We start from the raw sequence: 18570 nt of genomic DNA on the forward strand, positions 1-18570 counted from the left end.
CTGTCACTTCTACTCAGTCGAGCGGGGGGAGCTCGGCGGGGTGGGGATGGGCGGCGGGGCGCCAGACGACGAGCTCGGTGCGGCGGGAGGTGCGGGTGCCGTGCCGGAGGGAGACGGTCTCGCCCTCGACGGACGAGGCGAAGACACGGCGACCGGGGCGGTTGAGCACCTCCTCGGCGAGCGCGGACTCGAGCTCCTGCACCCGGGCGGAGAGCGCGGACACCTGGTTCTCGAGCTGCAGGATGCGGGCGATGCCCTCGAGGGAGACGCCCTCGGAGGAGAGGCGGGCAACCTCACGGAGCTGTGCGACGTCGCGCATGGAGTAGCGGCGCGACTTCCCGGCGGTGCGTCGCGGTGAGACGAGCCCGATCCGGTCGTACTGCCGCAGCGTCTGCGGATGCATGCCGGCCAGCTCGGCGGCCACGGCGATCGCGAAGAGCGGGGAGTTCTCATCCATGCGTCACGTCACCTCCAGAACGACGGATGCGCCGAGTGGCGACATCCTGCCCCTCCCGGGGTGCGGGAAGGGCGGAAGGTCGCCACTCGGCGAGAGAGCGGGGCATGCCTACTCGTGCGCCTTCGCGAGCAGGTCGGCGCGCGGGTTCTCGTTCGGCTCCGCCTCGCGGAAGGCCTCGAGGGCCTCCCGTGCGGCCGGGGACAGGTGCGAGGGCACCGCGACCTGGACGACGGCGAGCAGGTCTCCCTTGCCCTTCGACGTCTCGACGCCACGACCCTTCACACGCAGCACGCGACCCGACGGGGTGCCCGGCGCGACCTTGAGCTTCACCGGAGCGCCCCCGAGGGTGGGGACCTCGATGGTGGCGCCGAGGGTGGCCTCGACGAACGTCACCGGCACCGTCACCCGGAGGTTGAGGCCGTCGCGTTCGAACACCGGATGCTTGCGCACCGACACCGTGAGCACGATGTCGCCGGACTCGCCGCCGTCGGGCGAGGGCTCGCCCTTGCCGCGCAGCTTGATCTTCTGACCGTCGGAGACCCCGGCCGGGATCTTGACGGTGATCGGCTTGCCGTCGGAGGTCTGCAGCTTGATCGTGTCGCCCTTCACCGCAGTGACGAAGTCGATCGTCGTACGGGCGGTGACGTCGCGACCGCGCTGCGGTCCGCCGTAGCCGCGGAAGCCACCGGTCGAGGTGCCGAAGCCCCCGCGACCGCCGAACAGTCCGCCGAGCAGGTCGTCGTAGTCGCCGCCCTGCTGGTAGCTGTAGCTCGTGCGCCCGCCGCCGCCTCCGCCGAACATGCCGCCGAAGACGTCCTCGAAGCCGCCCGCGCCCTGGCCGCCCGCGGTGAAGCGGGCGCCGGAGCCCATGGCCCGGATCTGGTCGTACTCCTTGCGCTGCTCAGGATCGGACAGGACCGCGTAGGCCTCGCTGATCTCTTTGAACCGCGCCTCGGCCGCCGCATCTCCGGGGTTGGAGTCGGGGTGGTACTGCCTGGCGAGCTTGCGGTACGTCTTCTTCAGGTCTGCCTCGGAGACGTCCTTCGACACACCGAGCGTCGCGTAGAAGTCCTTGTCGAACCAGTCCTGGCTAGCCATGGGGCACCGCCACTACGACCTTCGCGGCGCGTAGCAGCGTCGACCCGAGGTAGTACCCCGACTCCACGACGTCGGCGATCTGCGGCTCGGTGACGTCGTCACTGGGCTGCTGGAAGATCGCCTCGTGCTTCTGAGGGTCGAACGGCTCGCCCGCCGCCGCGAACGGCTTGAGGCCCACCCGCTCCACGCCGGACCGCAGCTTCTGCGCGATCGCGGTCAGCGGTCCACCCTCGACGAGATCGCCGTGCTTCTCGGCACGGTCGAGGTCGTCGAGCACGGGAAGGAGCACCTTCACGACGTCGCCGACGGCGCGCTCGCGCTCCACCTCGCGGTTGGCCTCCGTGCGGCGCCGGTAGTTGGCGTACTCCGCCGTGGTCCGCTGCAGGTCGGCGAGACGCTCGGCGGCCAGCTCCTCGGCGGAGCTCTGGCCCGAGAGGAAGCTCAGGTCGGCATCCGTCAGGGACGTCTCGACGTCGGGGCCCTCGGCTTCGATGAAGCCGGGCTCGCCGGACTCGGGGGCCTGGTCGGCCCCCGAGTCGGCAGGCTGACGAACCCGACCCGTCTCGGGGTCGATCCTGCGCTTGTCGCGGATGATCGGCTCCTCGCGGTCCTCGTTCTCGGGACCGGTCTGGTTCTCGTCAGTCATGATTACTTCTTCTCGTCCTCGTCCTCGACGACCTCGGCGTCGACCACGTCGTCGTCGTTGTTCGACGATCCGTCGGTCGCACCCTCAGCACCGGCGCCGGCAGCGCCCGCACCCGCATCCGCCTGGGACTGCGAGTAGATGGCCTGGCCGAGCTTGGTCTGCGACTCGTTCAGCTTGTCGAACGCCGTCTTGACGGCGGCGTCGTCCTCGCCCGCGAGCGCGGTCTTCAGGGCGTCGACATCGGCCTGGACGTCGTTCTTGACGTCCTCCGGCAGCTTGTCGGCGTTGTCCTTGATCAGCTTGTCGGTCTGGTACGCCAGGGTCTCGGCCTGGTTGCGGACCTCGGCGGCCTCGCGACGCTTCTTGTCGTCGGCGGCGTGCTCCTCGGCCTCGCGGACCATGCGCTCGATGTCCTCCTTGGGCAGCGACGAGCCGCCCGTGATGGTCATCGACTGCTCCTTGCCGGTGCCCTTGTCCTTCGCGGAGACGTGCACGATGCCGTTCGCGTCGATGTCGAAGGTGACCTCGACCTGCGGGATGCCGCGCGGAGCCGGCGCGATGCCGGTCAGCTCGAACGTCCCGAGGTTCTTGTTGTCGCGGGTGAACTCGCGCTCGCCCTGGAACACCTGGATGGCGACCGACGGCTGGTTGTCGTCGGCGGTCGTGAAGGTCTCGCTCCGCTTGGTGGGGATGGCCGTGTTGCGCTCGATGAGCTTGGTCATGATCCCGCCCTTGGTCTCGATGCCGAGGGACAGCGGGGTGACGTCGATGAGGAGGACGTCCTTACGCTCGCCCTTCAGCACGCCGGCCTGAAGCGCGGCGCCCACGGCGACGACCTCATCCGGGTTGACGCCCTTGTTGGGCTCCTTGCCACCGGTGAGCTTGCGGACGAGCTCGACCACGGCGGGCATGCGGGTGGACCCACCCACGAGCACCACGTGCGCGATGTCGTTCACGGAGACGCCCGCCTCGGCGATGACGTCGCGGAAGGGCTTCTCGGTGCGAGCCAGCAGGTCGCTGGTGAGCTCCTCGAACTTGGCGCGGGTCAGCGTCACGTCGAGGTTGGCGGGGCCGTTCTCGGTCAGCGACAGGTACGGCAGCGTGATGCTGGCCGACATGCCCGACGAGAGCTCCTTCTTCGCCTGCTCCGCGGCCTCCTTGAGGCGCTGGAGCGCGATCTTGTCCTTCGAGACGTCGACGCCGGTCGTGTCCTTGAAGTTCTTGATCAGATAGTCGACGATCCGCTGGTCCCAGTCGTCTCCACCGAGGCGGTTGTCACCCGCGGTGGCGCGCACCTGGATGGTGGAGAAGTCGTCGTCCTTCCCGACCTCGAGGAGGGACACGTCGAACGTGCCGCCACCGAGGTCGAAGACGAGGATGAGCTCGTCCTCCTTGCCCTTGTCGAGACCGTAGGCGAGTGCGGCCGCGGTGGGCTCGTTGATGATGCGCAGCACGTTGAGGCCGGCGATCTCACCGGCGTCCTTCGTGGCCTGGCGCTCGGCGTCGTTGAAGTACGCCGGGACCGTGATCACCGCGTCGGTGACCGTGTCGCCGAGGTACGACTCCGCATCGCGCTTCAGCTTCGCGAGGATGCGCGCCGAGATCTCCTGCGGCGTGTACTTCTTACCGTCGATCTCCACGGTCCAGTCCGTGCCCATGTGGCGCTTGACGCTGGAGATGGTGCGGTCGACGTTGGTGACGGCCTGGCGCTTCGCGGTCTCACCCACGAGCACCTCGCCGTCCTTGGTGAAGGCGACCACCGACGGGGTGGTGCGGAAGCCCTCGGCGTTGGCGATGACGGTGGGCTCTCCACCTTCGAGCACGGACACCACGGAGTTGGTGGTACCGAGGTCGATTCCTACTGCACGAGCCATGTTCGCTCTTTCTCTCTTTCCCGATGTTGCGTGAATCTGTCGAAGTCTTGTGGCGACTCAAACTTGAGCCGCATAGCCTCAATCCTGGCCCGGTCGCATCCGGGTGTCAAGGCCTCACAGTAAAACTTGAGTCTGCTCTACTCAACTTCTATCGGGGCGAGAGAATTCCGTCTCGGCCGGATCGGGTCAGCCGTCGAAGGGGTTGGCGCAGGTCTGCTCCGCGGCGGTCTGACCCTTGAGGCCCTCGATCACGTCGGGGGTGTCGGCCGCGTCGGTCGGAGCATCCGTGGCATCCGGGGCGCCGGCCGTCGCGGTGGGCTCGGGGGCGGGAGGCGCGGTGCCCGCCGAGGGGTCCTGCGACGATCCGGTCGCCGTGGAGTCGGCGTCGAGCGTGAAGGGCTGGTCGGTCGAGATGCGCTGGAACAGCTCGTCGGCGAGGTCCGGGATCGGCTGCACCTTGTTCGGGTCGTCCACGTAGGCGCTCACCGGGTAGGAGACGAACACCACCTTCGACAGGTCGATGTCCTTCAGCGAGAGGGCGAGGGACACCAGCGCGTCGGGGCTCTTCAGCGACGTAGACGGCGTGATGTTCTGGGCCGCCGCCTGAGCGAGGCCGTACACCTTCGTGGGGTCGGAGAGCGTGCTCGAATCGCGGATCTTGCGCAGCAGCGACGAGAGGTACTGCTGCTGCGAGCCGATGCGCGCGAGGTCGCTGCCGTCGCCGACACCGTGCCGGTTGCGCAGGAAGGCCAGCGCCTCGGCACCCTCGACCGTGCTGTACCCCTCCGGGATGTAGAGGCCGGAGTCGGGGTCCTCGATCGGAGCCGTGGCGCACACCTGGACACCTCCGACGGCGTTCGTCATCTCGATCACGCCGTTGAAGGAGGTGGCGGCCGCGTAGGGGATGTCGAGACCGGTGAGCTCGCGGATCGTGGCCGCCACGCAGGCGAGGCCGCCGCCATCCCCGCCGCGCTCCCACGAGGTGTTGAGCGGCTCGCTGTACACCTCGCCGGAGTCGTTGCAGGAGGGCTGGTCGATGACGAGGTCGCGGGGGAAGCTCACGACCACTGCGTTCTGGTGGTCGGGCGAGACGTGGACGAGGATGTTGACGTCATTGAGCGTCGCGTCGCGCTCGCCGAACGAGTCGCCCTGGTTGGCGTCGTTGTCGGTGCCGACCACGAGCATGTTGAACCCGCCGTCGATGGCGCCGAGGAACGGAGCCGGCTGCGTGGTGGCGTCGCCGCCGATGTCGACGGCCGCGTCGCTGATCTGCGAGGTGATGTCGTTGTACGCGTAGGCGGCGACCCCGATCCCGCTCACGAGGACCACCGCGGCGGCGACGGCGATCGACTTGAGGAGCAGGGAGGCCCGCGACGGGGTCTGCTGCCGTCCGTGGCGTACTTGTTCTGGCACCCGGTTCCCTCCACCGACGTTCGGGCTTGCGACCTGGCGACGGTACCGGCCCTTCCTGGACGAACGCGGCGACTCCCCTCGGAACGCGGTGGGCGGGGCGCCCGGCGGGCCGGTGGGCGGACCCGCTCCCCGCTCCCCGGGGGACGGCGGCGGTAGAGTGGCGCGGTGTTCGTGAAGGTCTGCGGGATCACCACCCCCGAGATGCTCGACGTCTGCGTCGACGCGAGTGTCGACGCCGTCGGCGTGGTGTTCGCTCCCCGCAGCGTGCGCTACATCGAGCCCGGCGACGCGCGGATGCTCGGCGAACGTCTTCCCCGGAGCGTCGAGTTCGTGGGCGTGTTCCAGGATGCGCCCACCGACACGGTGCTCGAGGCGGCGCACGTCGCGGGCCTCACGACGGTGCAGCTGCACGGCGTCGTCGAGCCCGGGGGCATCGAGGCCGCCGAAGCGGCCGGGCTCCGGGTGATCCGGGCGCTCGGCGCCGCCGAGTACGCGGCCGGAGCCGCGCACGACTCCCTCCTCCCCGCCGTGCGTCTGCTGCTCGACGGCCCCGACCCGGGATCCGGCGAGGCCGCCGACCCCGCCTCGCTCCTGTCGCGGCCGCCGGAGCGCTCCTGGTTGCTCGCCGGCGGCCTGACCCCGGACAACGTCGCGGAGCGCATCCGCGCCTACTCGCCGTACGGCGTCGACGTCTCGAGCGGCGTCGAGTCGAGCCGCGGCGTGAAGTCGGAGGACCTCATCCGCGCCTTCGTCGCCGCCGCCTGCAGCGCGTAGCGCGCCGCGGCTCGGCTCGGGCGGTTGAAGGCCGTCAAAAGGTCGCCTCAGAGCGAAGATGACCCCGTATACGGCCCATGTGTCCTCTCAGGCGACCTTTCAGCGGCCGTCCGGTGTCGCACGCAGGGCGACGACCGCCGCGACCGGGCGCTGGCCCCGTCCCGAACGCCGGTGCGTCTCGACGACCTCGAAGCCCGCCCGCTCGACCTCGCCCCGCATCCGCTCGGGCGACCAGCGGTACGCCTCGACGACGGCGTGGTCGAACTCCTCGACTCCCGTCCCGTCGGGCGCATCGAAGTAGCCGAGCACGAGCGACCCGCCCGGCCGCAGCACCCGCGCGAACTCCGCGAGGGGCACTCCGATCCGGCTCGGCGAGTGGTGGATCGTGGAGAACCACGACAGCACTCCACCGAGAGCCGCGTCGTCCTCGTCGATGCGGTCGATGCTCGCCCGGTCGAACCTCACCTGCGGATGCGCCCGGCGCGCGTGATCGAGGAACGGCTCGACGAGGTCGATCCCCCGGACGTCGAGCCCGCGGTCGGCGAGGTGCGCCGTCCAGTGACCCGGTCCGCACCCCGCATCGAGCACCCGCCCCGCGACGGAGCGAGCCCACTCGTCGACGAGGGCGAGGTCGGACGCGTGGACCGCCGCCATCGAGCCCAGGAGCTCCGTGTACTCCTCGGCTCGACGTGCGTACGCGTCGGTGACGTCGGGCATGGGACGACGGTTCCGGCGCTGCGGGCTCAGGCGAGCGGGGCCTCGCCGGGGTGGAGCGGCGCCTCGTCGACGGTGACGTAGATGCTGCCCGAGTCGTCGGTGCCCACGCCGCTGATGCGATAGGCGTGGCCGTCCTTGCGCAGGTAGATCCCGACGACGGGGAACGACTGGGGGCGCAATGCGTCCTTCTGGTGGGAGAGGACGGCGGCCGTGAACTCGACCGGGTCGGTGCTCGACACCATGGGTGTGAAGGCGATCGACGACTCGTTGTAGGTGTGCTCGAGCTCGGAGCGGAGGAGCTCCTCCGGCAGGTCGAGCGCGACGGTTCCGTCGGCGACGGGCACGTCGGTGTGGGCCGGTCCGTCGTGGGGGACGGAGATCAGGCCGTGCATGGCGACATCCTCTCGACGCGAGCGCGCCGCCGCAGGCCACCCCGGGCGGATGCCCCCCATACTAGTCACGCACTCGGGCCGCGCCGCGCTCATCGGCACGAGAGGCAGACGCTCACAGCAACGCTGCCGCCCACTCCGTCCGGCGAAGGAGCGCCTCGCGCAGGCGCTCGGTGAACGCCGCATCGATCTCGAGCGCGGCCCGGTCGAGGCACGCCCTCTCGATCGCCCGCGGCATGCGGTCGAGGAGGTCGCGGAGCTGTACGAGGAACCCATCGGGGTCGAGGCCGAGAGCGGCGGCCTGTGCCCGCCACTCGGCAGGTCCGATCTCGGCCATCCGGTAGCGCCCGTCGACCTTCTGAGCCAGCGACACCGTCTCGGGCGAGTAGCGGGGGAAGGGCGCGTAGCTCGCCACGTCGTACAGCGGCGCCATGCTCACTGCAGCTCCGCGGAGCAGGAGCGAGTAGTTCTTCGCGTGCGCGTCGGTGCCCGCGATGACCCAGTCGAAGGCGGTCGCGAGGAGGAGGCGCTGGGCGGTGGCGTCGGCCTGGCGGGCACGCTGCACACGCCTCAGGAGCTCGGTCATCCGCATAAGCCCAGGGCCTCCGTCGCTCTGATACTTCTGCGAGGGCATGACGGCCAGCGCCTGACAGAAGTCCTCCTGGTGCAGGCGCTCGATCCGATCGTCCAGACGGATGCGGTCGTACCGCTCCACGACGATCGCGACCTCACCGTCGAACGTCTCGATCGTCGACCGCGCGGTCGGCAGTCCGACCTCGGCCGCGATGCTCATGCACAGGTGCTCATCGAGCGCGGACCCGGGGAACTCGGGGATCCCCGGCTTGAGGATGTGCGTGGTGGGTGTCGCCCCCTGCGGCCGCCCCCAGCGCCCGTCCTCCTTCAGGAGAGCGAACTTCGCCTGCGCTCCGGCCAGGCTGAACCGGCCGCCCGTCTCGTCGAACGTCCACGCGTTCGGATCACGCCGGAGCGCCCGCAGCTGGTCGCCGATGTCCTTCTCGCTCAACCATCGAGTCGGCACCGGCTCGAACGCAGCACCGAACTCCTCCGGCGAGACGAACTGCACCGCTCCTGCGCAGTCGCGCCCGTAGTGCTCGAGGAGGGAGAAGGGGTTGTGCTCGTCCGCGGGGGGAGTGGCGAGGATCGCCCAACGCTGCAGCGTCTCGGGGTTGTCGGGCAGGAGACCCCAGAGGTAGGGGTCGACGACGCGGGACTCGAACACCCCCGGCCGCAGCGGCATCGAGAGCGACAGCGGTGTCGACCGCGGGTCGTGCACGTACTCGGAGTCGTACTCGAAGGTGCAGGAGCGCACCTCGCATCGGAGGGTGCCTGCCCGCCGCGATCCGAGGAGGACGACGAGCTCGCGCCTCATTCCTCGGCCCTGGCGAACGACCGCACATAGTCGTCGAGGTCGTCCTCGACGGCGGCCGGCTCCACCCGCAGCTCCATCTCGAGCTGGAATATCGTCCGCAGGAGAGGGTCGAGCTCGGCTCTCTCGTGGCCATGCTCGAGTCGGGCGATCCACTGCCGCGTCACGTGAGCCCGAGCCGCCAGCTCCTGCTGCGTGAGCCCGAGCTCGCGCCGTCTCGCTCGCACCTCGGCGCCGAGCTCCTCAGCCGTCCGCATGGTCCCTCCCGATGGCAGCGTTCGACGTCCTCGTTGGAAATGTCAGCGTACGCTACCACAGCTCCGCATGGAAGCGTTTGCTTACTTAAGAAGAAATGTCATCGATCGGCGACATTCGCGTACAATGGTGGGTGAGCCTGACGATGCCCCCACCGTGAGGAGATCGCATGATCGCCCTGCTGCTGCTGTTCGCAGTGATCGGAGCGCTCACGCCGGCCCTCACGCGGGTGCTCTCGACGAGGGTCTTCTACGTCGCCGCGCTCGTGCCGGCCGCCGCCTTCGTGTTCACGCTGACGCAGACGGAGGCGGTGCTCGCCGATCGCCCGCCGACCGAGCTCGTGCCGTGGATCCCGCAGCTCGATGTGGCGTTCTCCTTCCGGGTCGACACGCTCTCGTGGGTGATGGCGCTCATCGTCACGGGGATCGGTGCTCTCGTCCTCGTCTACTCCGCGCGGTACTTCAGCCGGGACGAGCCGTCGCTCGGCCGCATCGCCGCGCTCCTGCTCCTGTTCGCCGGCACCATGTACGGGCTCGTCACCGCCGACGACGTGTACGTGATGTTCATGTTCTGGGAGATCACGTCGATCCTCAGCTACCTGCTCATCGGCCACTACACGAACCGGCGCGAGAGCCGAGGCGCCGCGCTCCAGGCACTGCTCGTGACCACGTTCGGCGGCCTGGCCATGCTGGTCGGGCTCGTGCTGCTGCAGGTCGAGACGGGGACGAGCTCGATCTCGGCGATCGTCGACTCCCACCCTGAGGGCGCCCTCACCACCGTCGCCGTCATGCTCGTGCTCGCGGGCGCGCTGTCGAAGTCGGCGCTCGTCCCCTTCCACTTCTGGCTGCCCGCGGCGATGGCGGCGCCCACGCCCGTCAGCGCCTACCTCCACGCGGCGGCGATGGTGAAGGCGGGCGTGTACCTCGTGCTGCTGCTCGCGCCGGGGTTCGCCGACACCCCGGGGTGGGTGCCGGTGCTCGTGATCCTCGGCTCGCTGACGATGCTGGTCGGCGCCTGGCGCTCCCTCAAGCAGAACGACCTCAAGCTCCTGCTCGCCTACGGCACGGTGAGCCAGCTCGGCTTCCTCATGGTCGTCGCGGGCTTCGGCACGCGGGATGCGGCCCTCGCGGGTCTCGCGCTCGTCATCGCCCACGCCCTGTTCAAGTCGACCCTCTTCCTCGTCGTGGGCATCGTCGATCACGACGAGGGCACCCGCGACCTCCGCGCCCTGTCCGGCCTCGGCCGCCGGCGTCCGGTGCTCGCCACGATCGCGATCGTCGCCGCCCTGTCGATGGCCGGCATCCCCCCGCTCGTCGGGTTCGTGGCGAAGGAGGCCGCCTTCACCTCCTTCATCGAGGCCGCGATCATGGGCGACGGATGGGGATGGGTCGCCATCATCGCGACCGGCCTCGGCTCGGTGCTCACGGTCGCCTACACCGCGCGCTTCGTGTGGGGCACGTTCGGGCGGAAGCCCACTCCCACCACCACAACGGCGACGGCGAGCACGCCGACCGCGGCCGCGCATCCGCATGCCCCCTCGCGCGGCATCCTCGTCGCCCCCGCCGTGCTCGCCCTGGCGTCGATCGCGGGCGGACTGCTGGCGAAGCCGCTGCTCGACGTCGCGCTCGCCACGTACGCCGACGACGCCGGCGAGGGCGACTACCACCTCGCCCTCTGGCACGGGCTCGAGGCCGCGCTCTTCGTGTCGGCGGCCGTGATCGTGCTCGGGCTCCTCATGTTCCGGTGGCGAGCCCGCGTGCGCGACGTGCAGAGCGTGCTGCACCTGCCGCTCGACGCCGGCCGCGCGTACTGGCACGTCCTCAGCACGATCGACCACGTCGCCGCGCGCGTCACGATGTTCGCGCAGAAGGGCGGGCTGGCGCAGTACCTCGGCACGATCCTCGTGGTGTTCGTGCTCTCGCTGGGCACGGTGACCGCGATCAGCCGCCAGTGGCCCGACACCTTCGTGCTCTGGGACTACCCGGCGCAGGTGTTCGTGGCGGCGGCGATGGCCATCGCGGCCGTGATGGCGGCGCGCGCCCAGCAGCGGCTCGCCGCGGTGCTCCTCGTCGGGTCGACGGGGTACGGGCTCGTCGTGCTCTTCGCGATGCACGGCGCCCCCGACCTCGCGCTCACGCAGGCCCTGGTCGAGACCGTGACGATCGTCGTCTTCGTCCTCGTGCTGCGCCGCCTCCCGCGCCGCATCGCCCAGCACAACAAGCCCAAGCACAAGAAGCGCCGGGCCCTCATCGGCATCGCCTTCGGCGCGACCGTCGCGGTCGTGGGCTGGGTGGCGCTCGGCGCCCGCGAGGCCGGCGGCCTCGGTCCGGAGCTCGCGCGCCTGGCGCTGCTGGAGGGCCACGGTCAGAACGTCGTGAACGTGATGCTCGTCGACATCCGCGCCTGGGACACCATGAACGAGCTCTCCGTGCTCGTCGTGGTGGCGACCGGAGTGGCGAGCCTGCTGTTCGTGAGCGGACGGCACGAGCTCGTCCCGCGGCTGCGCGAGTCGCGGGACCGCCGCCGTGCGGCCAACCGCCAGAAGCTCGTCGACGACCCGCATACGCCCACCGCCCCGGCCGAGAACGACCGGCAGCACACCTGGCTCCTCGGCGGACGGACGCTCGCCCCCCGCGACCGCTCCCTCGTGCTCGAGGTGATCGTGCGCCTGGTCTTCCACCCCGCGATCCTGGTGTCGATCTACCTCCTCTTCGTCGGCCACAACGCCCCGGGAGGCGGGTTCGCGGCGGGGATGCTCGCCGGGCTCGCGCTCATCGTCCGCTATCTCGCGGGTGGGCGCTACGAGCTCGGGGAGGCGGCCCCCATCGGACCGGGGCCGCTGCTCGGCGCGGGCATCCTGCTCGCCACCGGCACCGCGCTCGCGTCGCTGTTCCTCGGCGCGGACGTGCTGACCTCGGCGTACTGGTCAGCGGAGGTGCCGGTGCTCGGCTACGTCTCCTTCGGCACCTCCACGATCTTCGACATCGGGGTGTACCTCGTGGTCATCGGTGTGGTCCTCGATGTGCTGCGCTCGCTCGGCGGCGAGGTCGACCGGCAGCTCGCCGAGGACGACGAGGTCAGCGGCGCCCCCGACGCCCACACGGTGTCCGAGGAGCAGGCCGAGACCCAGGCCGCCCAGGCGGAGGGCCACCCCGAAGCGCCCGCGTCCGCGGGGGGTGGTGCGCGGTGAGCGCCTCGATCACGCTGCTCGTGCTCTCCGCCGTCCTCTGCGGCACCGGCGTCTACGTGATGCTCGAGCGGAGCCTGACGCGCATCCTCGTGGGCTTCCTGCTGCTCGGGAACGGCATCAACCTGCTCCTGTTCCTGATGGCGGGCCGATCCGGGCAGGCGCCGTTGATCGGCGACGCCAGTGAGGCCGATTCGATCGTCGACCCGGTGCCTCAGGTGCTGATGCTCACCGCGATCGTCATCAACTTCGGCATCACGGCCTTCCTCCTCGCGCTCATCTACCGGTCGTGGTGGCTGGCCAACCTGGGCGACGAGGGCGACACGGTCAGCGACGAGCACGAGGAGGACGAGCGCGAGCTGGAGGACGCCGAGCGGATGAGCGTGTCGATCGAGGAGGATGACGAGGCGATGCGCGCGGAGCTCGCGTCCGAGGTCGAGGACACCGCGCACGCCGTGCTCGACGCCGCCGACAGCGCCACCGGCGCGACGGCGGCCGTCGGCGAGGGCTCCGCGGCCGCGGGCTCCTCCCCGTCGGGCTCCTCCCCGTCGGCCTCCGCCCGCGACTCGTCGCGCGACGAGAGGGACGTGACCTCGTGAGCGTCGTGTCCCTCATCCCGCTCCTCGTGGTGCTGCCGCTCGTCGGCGCCGCGCTCGCGCTCGTCTTCGGCCGCCGCCGCCTCGTGCAGATCGTCATCTCGATCACCACGCTGACGCTGGTCACGGCCATCGCCTCGATCCTGCTCGCGGTCGTCGACGCACAGGACGCCCCGCTCGTCATGAACGTGGGCGGATGGGCGCCCCCGTTCGGCATCGTCCTGGTCGTCGACCGACTGTCGGCGATCATGGTGCTGGTGTCGGCGCTGATGCTGCTCGGCGTGCTCCTGTTCGCCATCGGCCAGGGTGTCGCCGACGGCGATCGCGAGACGCCGGTGTCGATCTTCCACCCGACCTACCTCATCCTCGCCGCCGGCCTCTTCGACGCCTTCATCGCGGGCGACCTGTTCAACATGTACGTCGGGTTCGAGATGCTGCTCGCGGCCTCCTACGTGCTGCTCACCCTGGGCGGCACCGGTGCGCGCATCCGGGCCGGCACGACGTACATCGTGGTGAGCCTGATGTCGTCGCTGCTCTTCCTCGGAGCGATCGCGGTCATCTACGGGGCGACCGGCACGGTCACGATGGCCCTGCTGGCGGAGCGGATCGGCGCGCTCCCGCTCGAGATCCAGGCCGTGCTCTGCGTGGCGCTCCTCATCGGGTTCGGGGTGAAGGCGGCCGTGTTCCCGATGTCGTTCTGGCTGCCCGACTCCTACCCGACGGCTCCGGCGCCGGTCACGGCGGTGTTCGCCGGCCTGCTGACGAAGGTGGGCATCTACGCGATCATCCGCACCGACCAGCTGCTGTTCATCCAGGTGCCGTTGCAGATACCGCTCCTGATCGTCGCGCTGCTCACGCTCGTCATCGGGATCCTCGGCGCGATCTCGCAGGCCGACATCAAGCGGCTGCTGTCGTTCACGCTCGTCAGCCACATCGGCTACATGCTGTTCGGGGTGGCGCTCGGCAGCGAGATCGGCGAGGGTGCGGCGATCTTCTACATCGTGCACCACATCATGGTGCAGACCGCGCTCTTCGTGACAGTGGGGCTCGTCGAGAGGGTGGGAAGGTCCACGTCCGTGACGAAGCTGGGCGGACTGCTGAAGACGGCGCCCTTCGTCGCGGTGCTGTTCTTCGTGGGCGTGCTGAACCTCGGGGGCATCCCGCCGTTCTCGGGCTTCCTCGGCAAGGTCGCGCTGTTCGAGGCGGGCGCGGCCGCGCCGAACCCGCTCGTCTACGTCCTGATCGGGGCCGGGGCGCTCACCTCGCTGCTCACGCTCTACGCCCTCATGCGGGTCTGGAACCTGGCGTTCTGGCGGCCGGCGGCCGAGGTCGCCGACTACGAGGGCCGCCTCACCGACCGGCTGCAGGAGCACGCGGATGCGGAGGGCTCCTCGTCCATGCTGTCCACGACGCCGCGGCTCATGGTCGTGGCGGCCACCGGGCTCATCGCGCTGACGGTGTGCCTCACCGTGTTCGCCGGACCGCTGTTCGCGCTCACCGAGCGCGCGGCACGGAACGTGGTCGAGCCTCAGGTGTACATCGACGCGGTGTTCCCGGACGGGTCGTTCGATGCCGGCACAGAGTCGCCGGCCTCCGGGTCGCCCGCCTCGGGGTCGCCGGCCTCCGGGTCGCCGGACTCGGGGTCGCCGGCCGCGGAGTCGCCGGGCTCGGGGTCGAGCGGGGGTGAGCGCTGATGGCGCCGCGCAGCCGGGGGTCGGTGATCCGGGCGCGCATCCTCAGCGGCCTGCTGCCCTTCCTCGGGCTCATCCTGCTGTGGATGCTGCTCTGGGGGCAGTTCACCTGGCTCGCACTCCTCACCGGCGCCGCGCTGGCCGCGATCGTGTCGATCGTGTTCTACCTGCCGGCCGTGCGCTTCAGCGGCCACCTCGACCCGCTCCGGGCGATCTGGTTCCTGGTGCGGCTCGCCGTCGACATGGTCGTGGCGTCGATCCAGGTCGCCGGGATCGCCCTCGGACCGAAGCGGCTGCAGCAGAGCGCCGTGATCCAGGTGGCGCTGCGCACCCGATCCGACATCGTCATGGTGTTCACGTCCGAGGCGCTCTCGCTCGTACCGGGGTCGATCCTCCTCGACGTCGACCGGGAGGAGGCGACCCTCCTCATCCACACGATCGGCGTGCGCGACGATGCCGCGGCGGAGCTCGCCAAGCGGAAGGTGCTTGAGACCGAGCGGCGGATCATCCTCGCGTTCGGATCGCGCGACGACAGGGCTCGACTCGATCAGGAGGCGACCACGTGATCATCGTCGTCATCATCGCCGCGGTGCTCTTCGGCGCCGCCGCCATCGGCGCCCTGTACCGGATCATCAAGGGGCCCAGCGCACTCGACCGGATCATCGCCTCCGACGTGCTCGTCGCCACGGTGATGTGCGCCCTCGGCGCCGAGATGGCGATCAACAAGCACACCGACACGCTGCCCGTGCTGCTGGGGCTCGCGATCTTCACCGTCGTCGGATCGGTGAGCATCGCCCGCTTCATGGCCACGAAGGACGACACATGACCGGCTTCGACCTCTCGGACCTGGGCGGATGGGGTCCCCGCGAGATCATCACCGCCGTGCTCGTGCTGCTCAGCGCGTTCCTCTGCTTCGCCGCGGCCGTCGGGCTCATCCGCTTCCGCGACGTGCTGACGCGACTCCACGCCGCGACGAAGCCTCAGGTGCTCGGGCTGATCGCGATCGTCGTCGACGTGGCGGTCTCGATGCCGTCGGTCGCGACGGTGACGCTCGCGGTGGCGATCATCGGCTTCCAGAGCCTCACCGCGCCGCTCGCCGCCCACATGGTGGGCCGCGCCGCGTACCGCACGAGGCACTACGACCCCGCGCTGCTCCTCCGCGACGAGAACCTCGATCCCCCGCGCTGAGCCGCTCGCGCCTCTCCCATCTTGCGGTTTCGCCATACCCAAGCTGCTCCGCCACCTCGATCGGTGTGGCGGAGCAGCTTGGGTATGGCGGAGCCGGGGGGGGGGGAGGGATCAGGCGGCGGGGCCCTGGATGAGGGTGACGGCGGCCGTCTGCGACGTGCCGGAGGCGGTGGTCCAGGTGAGGGTGACGACCTCACCTGGCTCCATCTGGCCGACGATCTTCGTGAGGTCGTCCGCGCTCGAGACGGGCGTGCCGTTGACCGCGGTGATCACGTCGCCCGCGGTGAGGCCCGCCTCGTCGGCGGGGGTGCCCTCGATCACGCCGCCGATCGTGGCGCCGGACGTCGCGCTGCCGGCCGATGCGCCGCTGCCGGAGCGACCGGTGGCGCTGCCGTAGGCGGATCCGTACCCGGTCGGGGTCTGGGCGAGCTCGACGCCGAGGAAGCCGGGGTAGCCGATCTCGATGGTGTCGGTCTCCGTGCCCGCCTCGATCTGCGCGGCGATGTCGAGTGCGGTCGAGATCGGGATGGCGAAGCCGGTGATGTCGGCGGATCCGCTCGAGGCGGCGGTGTCGATGCCGACCACGTCGCCCTGGGCGTCGAGCAGGGGTCCGCCCGAGTCGCCCGACACGATGTCGGCGTCGACCTGGATCAGCCCCGAGAGCGTCTCGCCGTCCACGCCAGCCTCGCTCTGGGTCGTGATCGTCTGGTCGACCGCGGCGACCGTCCCGGCGGCGGCGACGAGGTCGCCCGTGCCCCCGGCGTTCCCGACGGCGGTGACGGCGTCGCCGACCGCGGCGGAGTCGGACTTCTCCAACGACGCGGTGGTCAGGCCGCTCGCATCCTGCAGCTGGAGCACCGCGATGTCGTGCGTCTTGTCGGTGCCGACGACGGTCGCCTTGTAGGTCTTGCCTGTGGTCTCATCCGTCACCTGGGTGGCGGTCGAGCCCTCGACGACGTGGTTGTTCGTGAGGATCAGGCCATCCGAGGTCAGGATGATGCCGGTGCCCGCCGACTCGGCGCTCTGGTAGCCGAGCTGCGACACGATCGTGACGACACCCTTCTTCTGCGCGGCGCTGGCGGCGACGGCGTCCGTGCTCGTGTCGGTGCTCGTGCCGCCGCTGCCGTATTGGCCGTAGCCGCTGCTGCCCTGTCCGGGGATGAGGAGGTACGGCGAGTTGCCCTGGCCGGATGCGCTGCCCCCGGACCCGGTGCCGCTTCCGCCGCTCGTGCTTCCGCTCGCGCCTCCGCTGCCGAGGCGGGAGTCGACGGCCGCGGTGGTCGAGGTGCCGAAGGTGGAGCCGAGCGCGTATCCGCTCGTGCCCACTATCGCGGCGAGGGCGAGCCCGCCGGCCACGGCGAGCGTGACGGCGCGACGGCGACGCATCGCCGCGCGGCGATCACGGCGCGGCGGCTGCCCGGGCTGGAGGCCGTAGCCGGCAGAGGGATCCTGCGGCCCGCCGGGGCCGGCCGGTCCGCCCGGAGCGCTCTGGCCGGGGAGACCACCGGCCGCCTGCGCCGGCCAATACGGTGACGGGGCCGAGGCCGGTCTCGTCCGCGCGAGATGCGCCTGCCACGCCGCCCACTGCTGAGCCGCGGCCTGCTGCTGCGCCGCGGCGAGCCGGGCGGCGTGGTCGGCGGCCGCGGTGGGGACGGCGGGGGGCGTTGCGGGGACCCCTGCTCCGGACGCGCCGGACACCAGGTGCGATCCGACGCCTGGCGCCTGGGCCGGGGTCTGGGATTGGGCCGGGGTGATCGTCCCGTGGCGGAGCGGGTCGGCCGGACCGCTGGAGGCGGGGCCGGTCCAGCCCTGGCCATCGTGGTGCATCCGGATCGTCTCGTTCGTCGGGGCCGTCTCGTTGATCGGGGCCGCCGTCGGCGCATCCGCACCGTGTGCGGGCGTGATGCCGTGCGTCGCGGCGGCGGTCTCGTCGGCGAGAGGCTGGGTGGGGGTCTGGTCGCGGGGCGTCTGGTCGTCGGCGCCGGTGGGCTGCTGCATGGTGGGTCCTCGGATGTCGTGCCTGCTGAAGTCACTCCATGTCACGACCCCCCGCCGTGCGTGGGCTTTCGCCCACCTATGGCCGACCTATGACTGCCTTCGCACCCGCTGTGAGCCTCGGCGCCGGGCGGGGCTGCTGCGCCGCGGCTCGGGCGCTCCTCCCGACGAGGAAGGAGGTCAGGTGAGCTCCCTCCTCTGCGCGACGAGATCCTCGCTGCGGTCGAGCGCCATGATCAGGCGGGCGGCATCGGGATCGACGTATCCCGCCACACGCACCATGCGATCTCTCGTACGGACCAGATCGGTCCGGTAGATGGGCTCGTGGTGGGCGACCCGGTTTCGAAGGATGCGGAGGTCGTCGATCTCCCGATGGATCTGCTTGCGGCGCACGGTTCCCGCGTAGCGGAAGGCCCCAGCGAGCCGTGGCTGCCAGAGGGCGGTCTCTTAGCTGAGGTACGGGTCGCGAGGCACGCCGCCATCGGTCAGTCCTGTCCACAGACCGAAGGTGGTCGCAGCGACGACCTGATCGGGCGAGGGTCGCGGGATCCCCCGCCTCACCAGTCCCGCGATCGCGTCGTCGATCATGGATCTCTCTCGGGGCATGAGACGCACGGACGGATCGTTCCACCAGTCGTCTCGTCGCCGTGAACGGAGCGCGTCGTGTAGGGCGTTGCGGATGACGACCTCGAGGATGGCCAACGGCCCCCAGAGTGCCGAGGATGCCTGGATGTTCCACAGGTAGAGCCGCACGGCCGTCTCGGGCGCGCCGGAACTCGCTCGCAGATACGTCTCGAACCGGGGGCCGCTGATGAGCCTCGGCAGTGCCTCGATCATCTCGGAGTGGATCACTCGCGGATCAGGAAGACGTGCGCCCCAGGAGTCCGGCGATCCGAATGGTCC

At 70.5% G+C, this 18570-nt stretch carries 19 protein-coding genes; 7 read left to right on the top strand and 12 right to left on the bottom strand.

Going from position 1 to position 18570, the window contains the following annotated elements; all coding sequences use genetic code 11:
* Nucleotides 1-13 precede the first annotated feature (13 nt).
* The 5 genes from IEX69_RS11390 to IEX69_RS11410 all read right to left on the bottom strand — a co-directional run bounded on the left by IEX69_RS11390 (nucleotide 14) and on the right by IEX69_RS11410 (nucleotide 5488).
* A complete protein-coding gene (locus IEX69_RS11390; RefSeq protein ID WP_085021092.1) occupies nucleotides 14-457 on the bottom strand; it encodes a heat shock protein transcriptional repressor HspR in 444 nt (147 codons plus the stop codon).
* Nucleotides 458-565: 108 nt separating this feature from the next.
* Entirely contained in the window at nucleotides 566-1555 is a 990-nt protein-coding gene (locus IEX69_RS11395) for a DnaJ C-terminal domain-containing protein (RefSeq protein WP_085021093.1), read from the bottom strand.
* Complete coding sequence (locus IEX69_RS11400; protein ID WP_085021094.1) at nucleotides 1548-2201, bottom strand: nucleotide exchange factor GrpE; 654 nt, start codon at nucleotides 2199-2201, stop codon at nucleotides 1548-1550. The genes IEX69_RS11395 and IEX69_RS11400 overlap by 8 nt, the downstream gene beginning before the upstream one ends.
* Before the next feature lie 2 nt (nucleotides 2202-2203).
* A complete protein-coding gene (gene dnaK, locus IEX69_RS11405) occupies nucleotides 2204-4075 on the bottom strand; it encodes a molecular chaperone DnaK (protein WP_085021095.1) in 1872 nt (623 codons plus the stop codon).
* A 186-nt stretch (nucleotides 4076-4261) separates the two neighbouring features.
* Nucleotides 4262-5488 (bottom strand): LCP family protein, encoded by a 1227-nt coding sequence (locus IEX69_RS11410; protein WP_085021096.1) that lies wholly within the window; start codon nucleotides 5486-5488, stop codon nucleotides 4262-4264.
* 165 nt (nucleotides 5489-5653) lie between these two features.
* Here IEX69_RS11410 and IEX69_RS11415 point away from each other — a divergent pair, with 165 nt between their 5' ends.
* Entirely contained in the window at nucleotides 5654-6262 is a 609-nt protein-coding gene (locus IEX69_RS11415) for a phosphoribosylanthranilate isomerase (RefSeq protein WP_085021097.1), read from the top strand.
* A 99-nt stretch (nucleotides 6263-6361) separates the two neighbouring features.
* Here IEX69_RS11415 and IEX69_RS11420 read toward each other — a convergent pair whose 3' ends face one another.
* From IEX69_RS11420 to IEX69_RS11435, 4 genes are all read right to left on the bottom strand, one after another.
* On the bottom strand, nucleotides 6362-6979 hold the full coding sequence (locus tag IEX69_RS11420; RefSeq protein WP_085021098.1) for a class I SAM-dependent methyltransferase: 618 nt from the start codon (nucleotides 6977-6979) through the stop codon (nucleotides 6362-6364).
* A gap of 26 nt (nucleotides 6980-7005) precedes the next feature.
* The gene (locus tag IEX69_RS11425) at nucleotides 7006-7371 is read right to left on the bottom strand and encodes a hypothetical protein (protein ID WP_085021099.1); all 366 of its coding nucleotides are present in this window, start codon (nucleotides 7369-7371) and stop codon (nucleotides 7006-7008) included.
* A gap of 112 nt (nucleotides 7372-7483) precedes the next feature.
* A complete protein-coding gene (locus tag IEX69_RS11430; RefSeq protein ID WP_085021100.1) occupies nucleotides 7484-8758 on the bottom strand; it encodes a type II toxin-antitoxin system HipA family toxin in 1275 nt (424 codons plus the stop codon).
* Nucleotides 8755-9012 carry a helix-turn-helix domain-containing protein gene (locus IEX69_RS11435; RefSeq protein ID WP_085021101.1) on the bottom strand — a complete coding sequence of 86 codons (258 nt, stop codon included), beginning with the start codon at nucleotides 9010-9012 and terminating at the stop codon, nucleotides 8755-8757. The genes IEX69_RS11430 and IEX69_RS11435 overlap by 4 nt, the downstream gene beginning before the upstream one ends.
* 167 nt (nucleotides 9013-9179) lie before the next feature.
* Here IEX69_RS11435 and IEX69_RS11440 point away from each other — a divergent pair, with 167 nt between their 5' ends.
* Genes IEX69_RS11440 through mnhG form a run of 6 tightly spaced genes read left to right on the top strand, consistent with a single transcriptional unit; the run spans nucleotide 9180 to nucleotide 15672 of the window.
* Nucleotides 9180-12200: a Na+/H+ antiporter subunit A gene (locus IEX69_RS11440; protein WP_085021102.1), complete on the top strand. Its 3021-nt coding sequence runs from the start codon at nucleotides 9180-9182 to the stop codon at nucleotides 12198-12200.
* Nucleotides 12197-12796, top strand: a complete 600-nt coding sequence (locus IEX69_RS11445; RefSeq protein WP_229756316.1) for a Na(+)/H(+) antiporter subunit C — start codon at nucleotides 12197-12199, stop codon at nucleotides 12794-12796. Before IEX69_RS11440 ends, IEX69_RS11445 begins: the two co-directional genes overlap by 4 nt.
* Nucleotides 12793-14487 (top strand): Na+/H+ antiporter subunit D, encoded by a 1695-nt coding sequence (locus tag IEX69_RS11450; RefSeq protein ID WP_085021103.1) that lies wholly within the window; start codon nucleotides 12793-12795, stop codon nucleotides 14485-14487. The genes IEX69_RS11445 and IEX69_RS11450 overlap by 4 nt, the downstream gene beginning before the upstream one ends.
* Entirely contained in the window at nucleotides 14487-15050 is a 564-nt protein-coding gene (locus tag IEX69_RS11455; protein WP_085021104.1) for a Na+/H+ antiporter subunit E, read from the top strand. The genes IEX69_RS11450 and IEX69_RS11455 overlap by 1 nt, the downstream gene beginning before the upstream one ends.
* Entirely contained in the window at nucleotides 15047-15310 is a 264-nt protein-coding gene (locus IEX69_RS11460; protein ID WP_085021105.1) for a monovalent cation/H+ antiporter complex subunit F, read from the top strand. The genes IEX69_RS11455 and IEX69_RS11460 overlap by 4 nt, the downstream gene beginning before the upstream one ends.
* Entirely contained in the window at nucleotides 15307-15672 is a 366-nt protein-coding gene (gene mnhG, locus IEX69_RS11465; protein ID WP_085021106.1) for a monovalent cation/H(+) antiporter subunit G, read from the top strand. The genes IEX69_RS11460 and mnhG overlap by 4 nt, the downstream gene beginning before the upstream one ends.
* A gap of 111 nt (nucleotides 15673-15783) precedes the next feature.
* Here the strand turns inward: mnhG and IEX69_RS11470 are convergent, their stop codons facing one another.
* The 3 genes from IEX69_RS11470 to IEX69_RS11480 all read right to left on the bottom strand — a co-directional run bounded on the left by IEX69_RS11470 (nucleotide 15784) and on the right by IEX69_RS11480 (nucleotide 18504).
* A complete protein-coding gene (locus tag IEX69_RS11470) occupies nucleotides 15784-17670 on the bottom strand; it encodes a S1C family serine protease (protein WP_229756317.1) in 1887 nt (628 codons plus the stop codon).
* A 177-nt stretch (nucleotides 17671-17847) separates the two neighbouring features.
* Entirely contained in the window at nucleotides 17848-18060 is a 213-nt protein-coding gene (locus IEX69_RS11475; RefSeq protein ID WP_157127346.1) for a hypothetical protein, read from the bottom strand.
* A 54-nt stretch (nucleotides 18061-18114) separates the two neighbouring features.
* The gene (locus IEX69_RS11480) at nucleotides 18115-18504 is read right to left on the bottom strand and encodes a hypothetical protein (RefSeq protein ID WP_157127348.1); all 390 of its coding nucleotides are present in this window, start codon (nucleotides 18502-18504) and stop codon (nucleotides 18115-18117) included.
* Nucleotides 18505-18570 lie beyond the last annotated feature (66 nt).

This window comes from Cnuibacter physcomitrellae, from assembly GCF_014640535.1.
GTDB classification, from domain to species: domain Bacteria; phylum Actinomycetota; class Actinomycetes; order Actinomycetales; family Microbacteriaceae; genus Cnuibacter; species Cnuibacter physcomitrellae.

What these genes read in the sequence shown, in the direction of transcription:
- IEX69_RS11420 (WP_085021098.1), bottom strand. Translation starts at nt 6,979, where the DNA reads ATGCCCGACGTCACCGACGCGTACGCACGTCGAGCCGAGGAGTACACG.
- IEX69_RS11390 (WP_085021092.1), bottom strand. Translation starts at nt 457, where the DNA reads ATGGATGAGAACTCCCCGCTCTTCGCGATCGCCGTGGCCGCCGAGCTG.
- IEX69_RS11430 (WP_085021100.1), bottom strand. Translation starts at nt 8,758, where the DNA reads ATGAGGCGCGAGCTCGTCGTCCTCCTCGGATCGCGGCGGGCAGGCACC.
- dnaK (WP_085021095.1), bottom strand. Translation starts at nt 4,075, where the DNA reads ATGGCTCGTGCAGTAGGAATCGACCTCGGTACCACCAACTCCGTGGTG.
- IEX69_RS11455 (WP_085021104.1), top strand. Translation starts at nt 14,487, where the DNA reads ATGGCGCCGCGCAGCCGGGGGTCGGTGATCCGGGCGCGCATCCTCAGC.
- IEX69_RS11395 (WP_085021093.1), bottom strand. Translation starts at nt 1,555, where the DNA reads ATGGCTAGCCAGGACTGGTTCGACAAGGACTTCTACGCGACGCTCGGT.
- IEX69_RS11470 (WP_229756317.1), bottom strand. Translation starts at nt 17,670, where the DNA reads ATGCAGCAGCCCACCGGCGCCGACGACCAGACGCCCCGCGACCAGACC.
- IEX69_RS11480 (WP_157127348.1), bottom strand. Translation starts at nt 18,504, where the DNA reads ATGATCGAGGCACTGCCGAGGCTCATCAGCGGCCCCCGGTTCGAGACG.
- mnhG (WP_085021106.1), top strand. Translation starts at nt 15,307, where the DNA reads ATGACCGGCTTCGACCTCTCGGACCTGGGCGGATGGGGTCCCCGCGAG.
- IEX69_RS11440 (WP_085021102.1), top strand. Translation starts at nt 9,180, where the DNA reads ATGATCGCCCTGCTGCTGCTGTTCGCAGTGATCGGAGCGCTCACGCCG.
- IEX69_RS11435 (WP_085021101.1), bottom strand. Translation starts at nt 9,012, where the DNA reads ATGCGGACGGCTGAGGAGCTCGGCGCCGAGGTGCGAGCGAGACGGCGC.
- IEX69_RS11400 (WP_085021094.1), bottom strand. Translation starts at nt 2,201, where the DNA reads ATGACTGACGAGAACCAGACCGGTCCCGAGAACGAGGACCGCGAGGAG.
- IEX69_RS11425 (WP_085021099.1), bottom strand. Translation starts at nt 7,371, where the DNA reads ATGCACGGCCTGATCTCCGTCCCCCACGACGGACCGGCCCACACCGAC.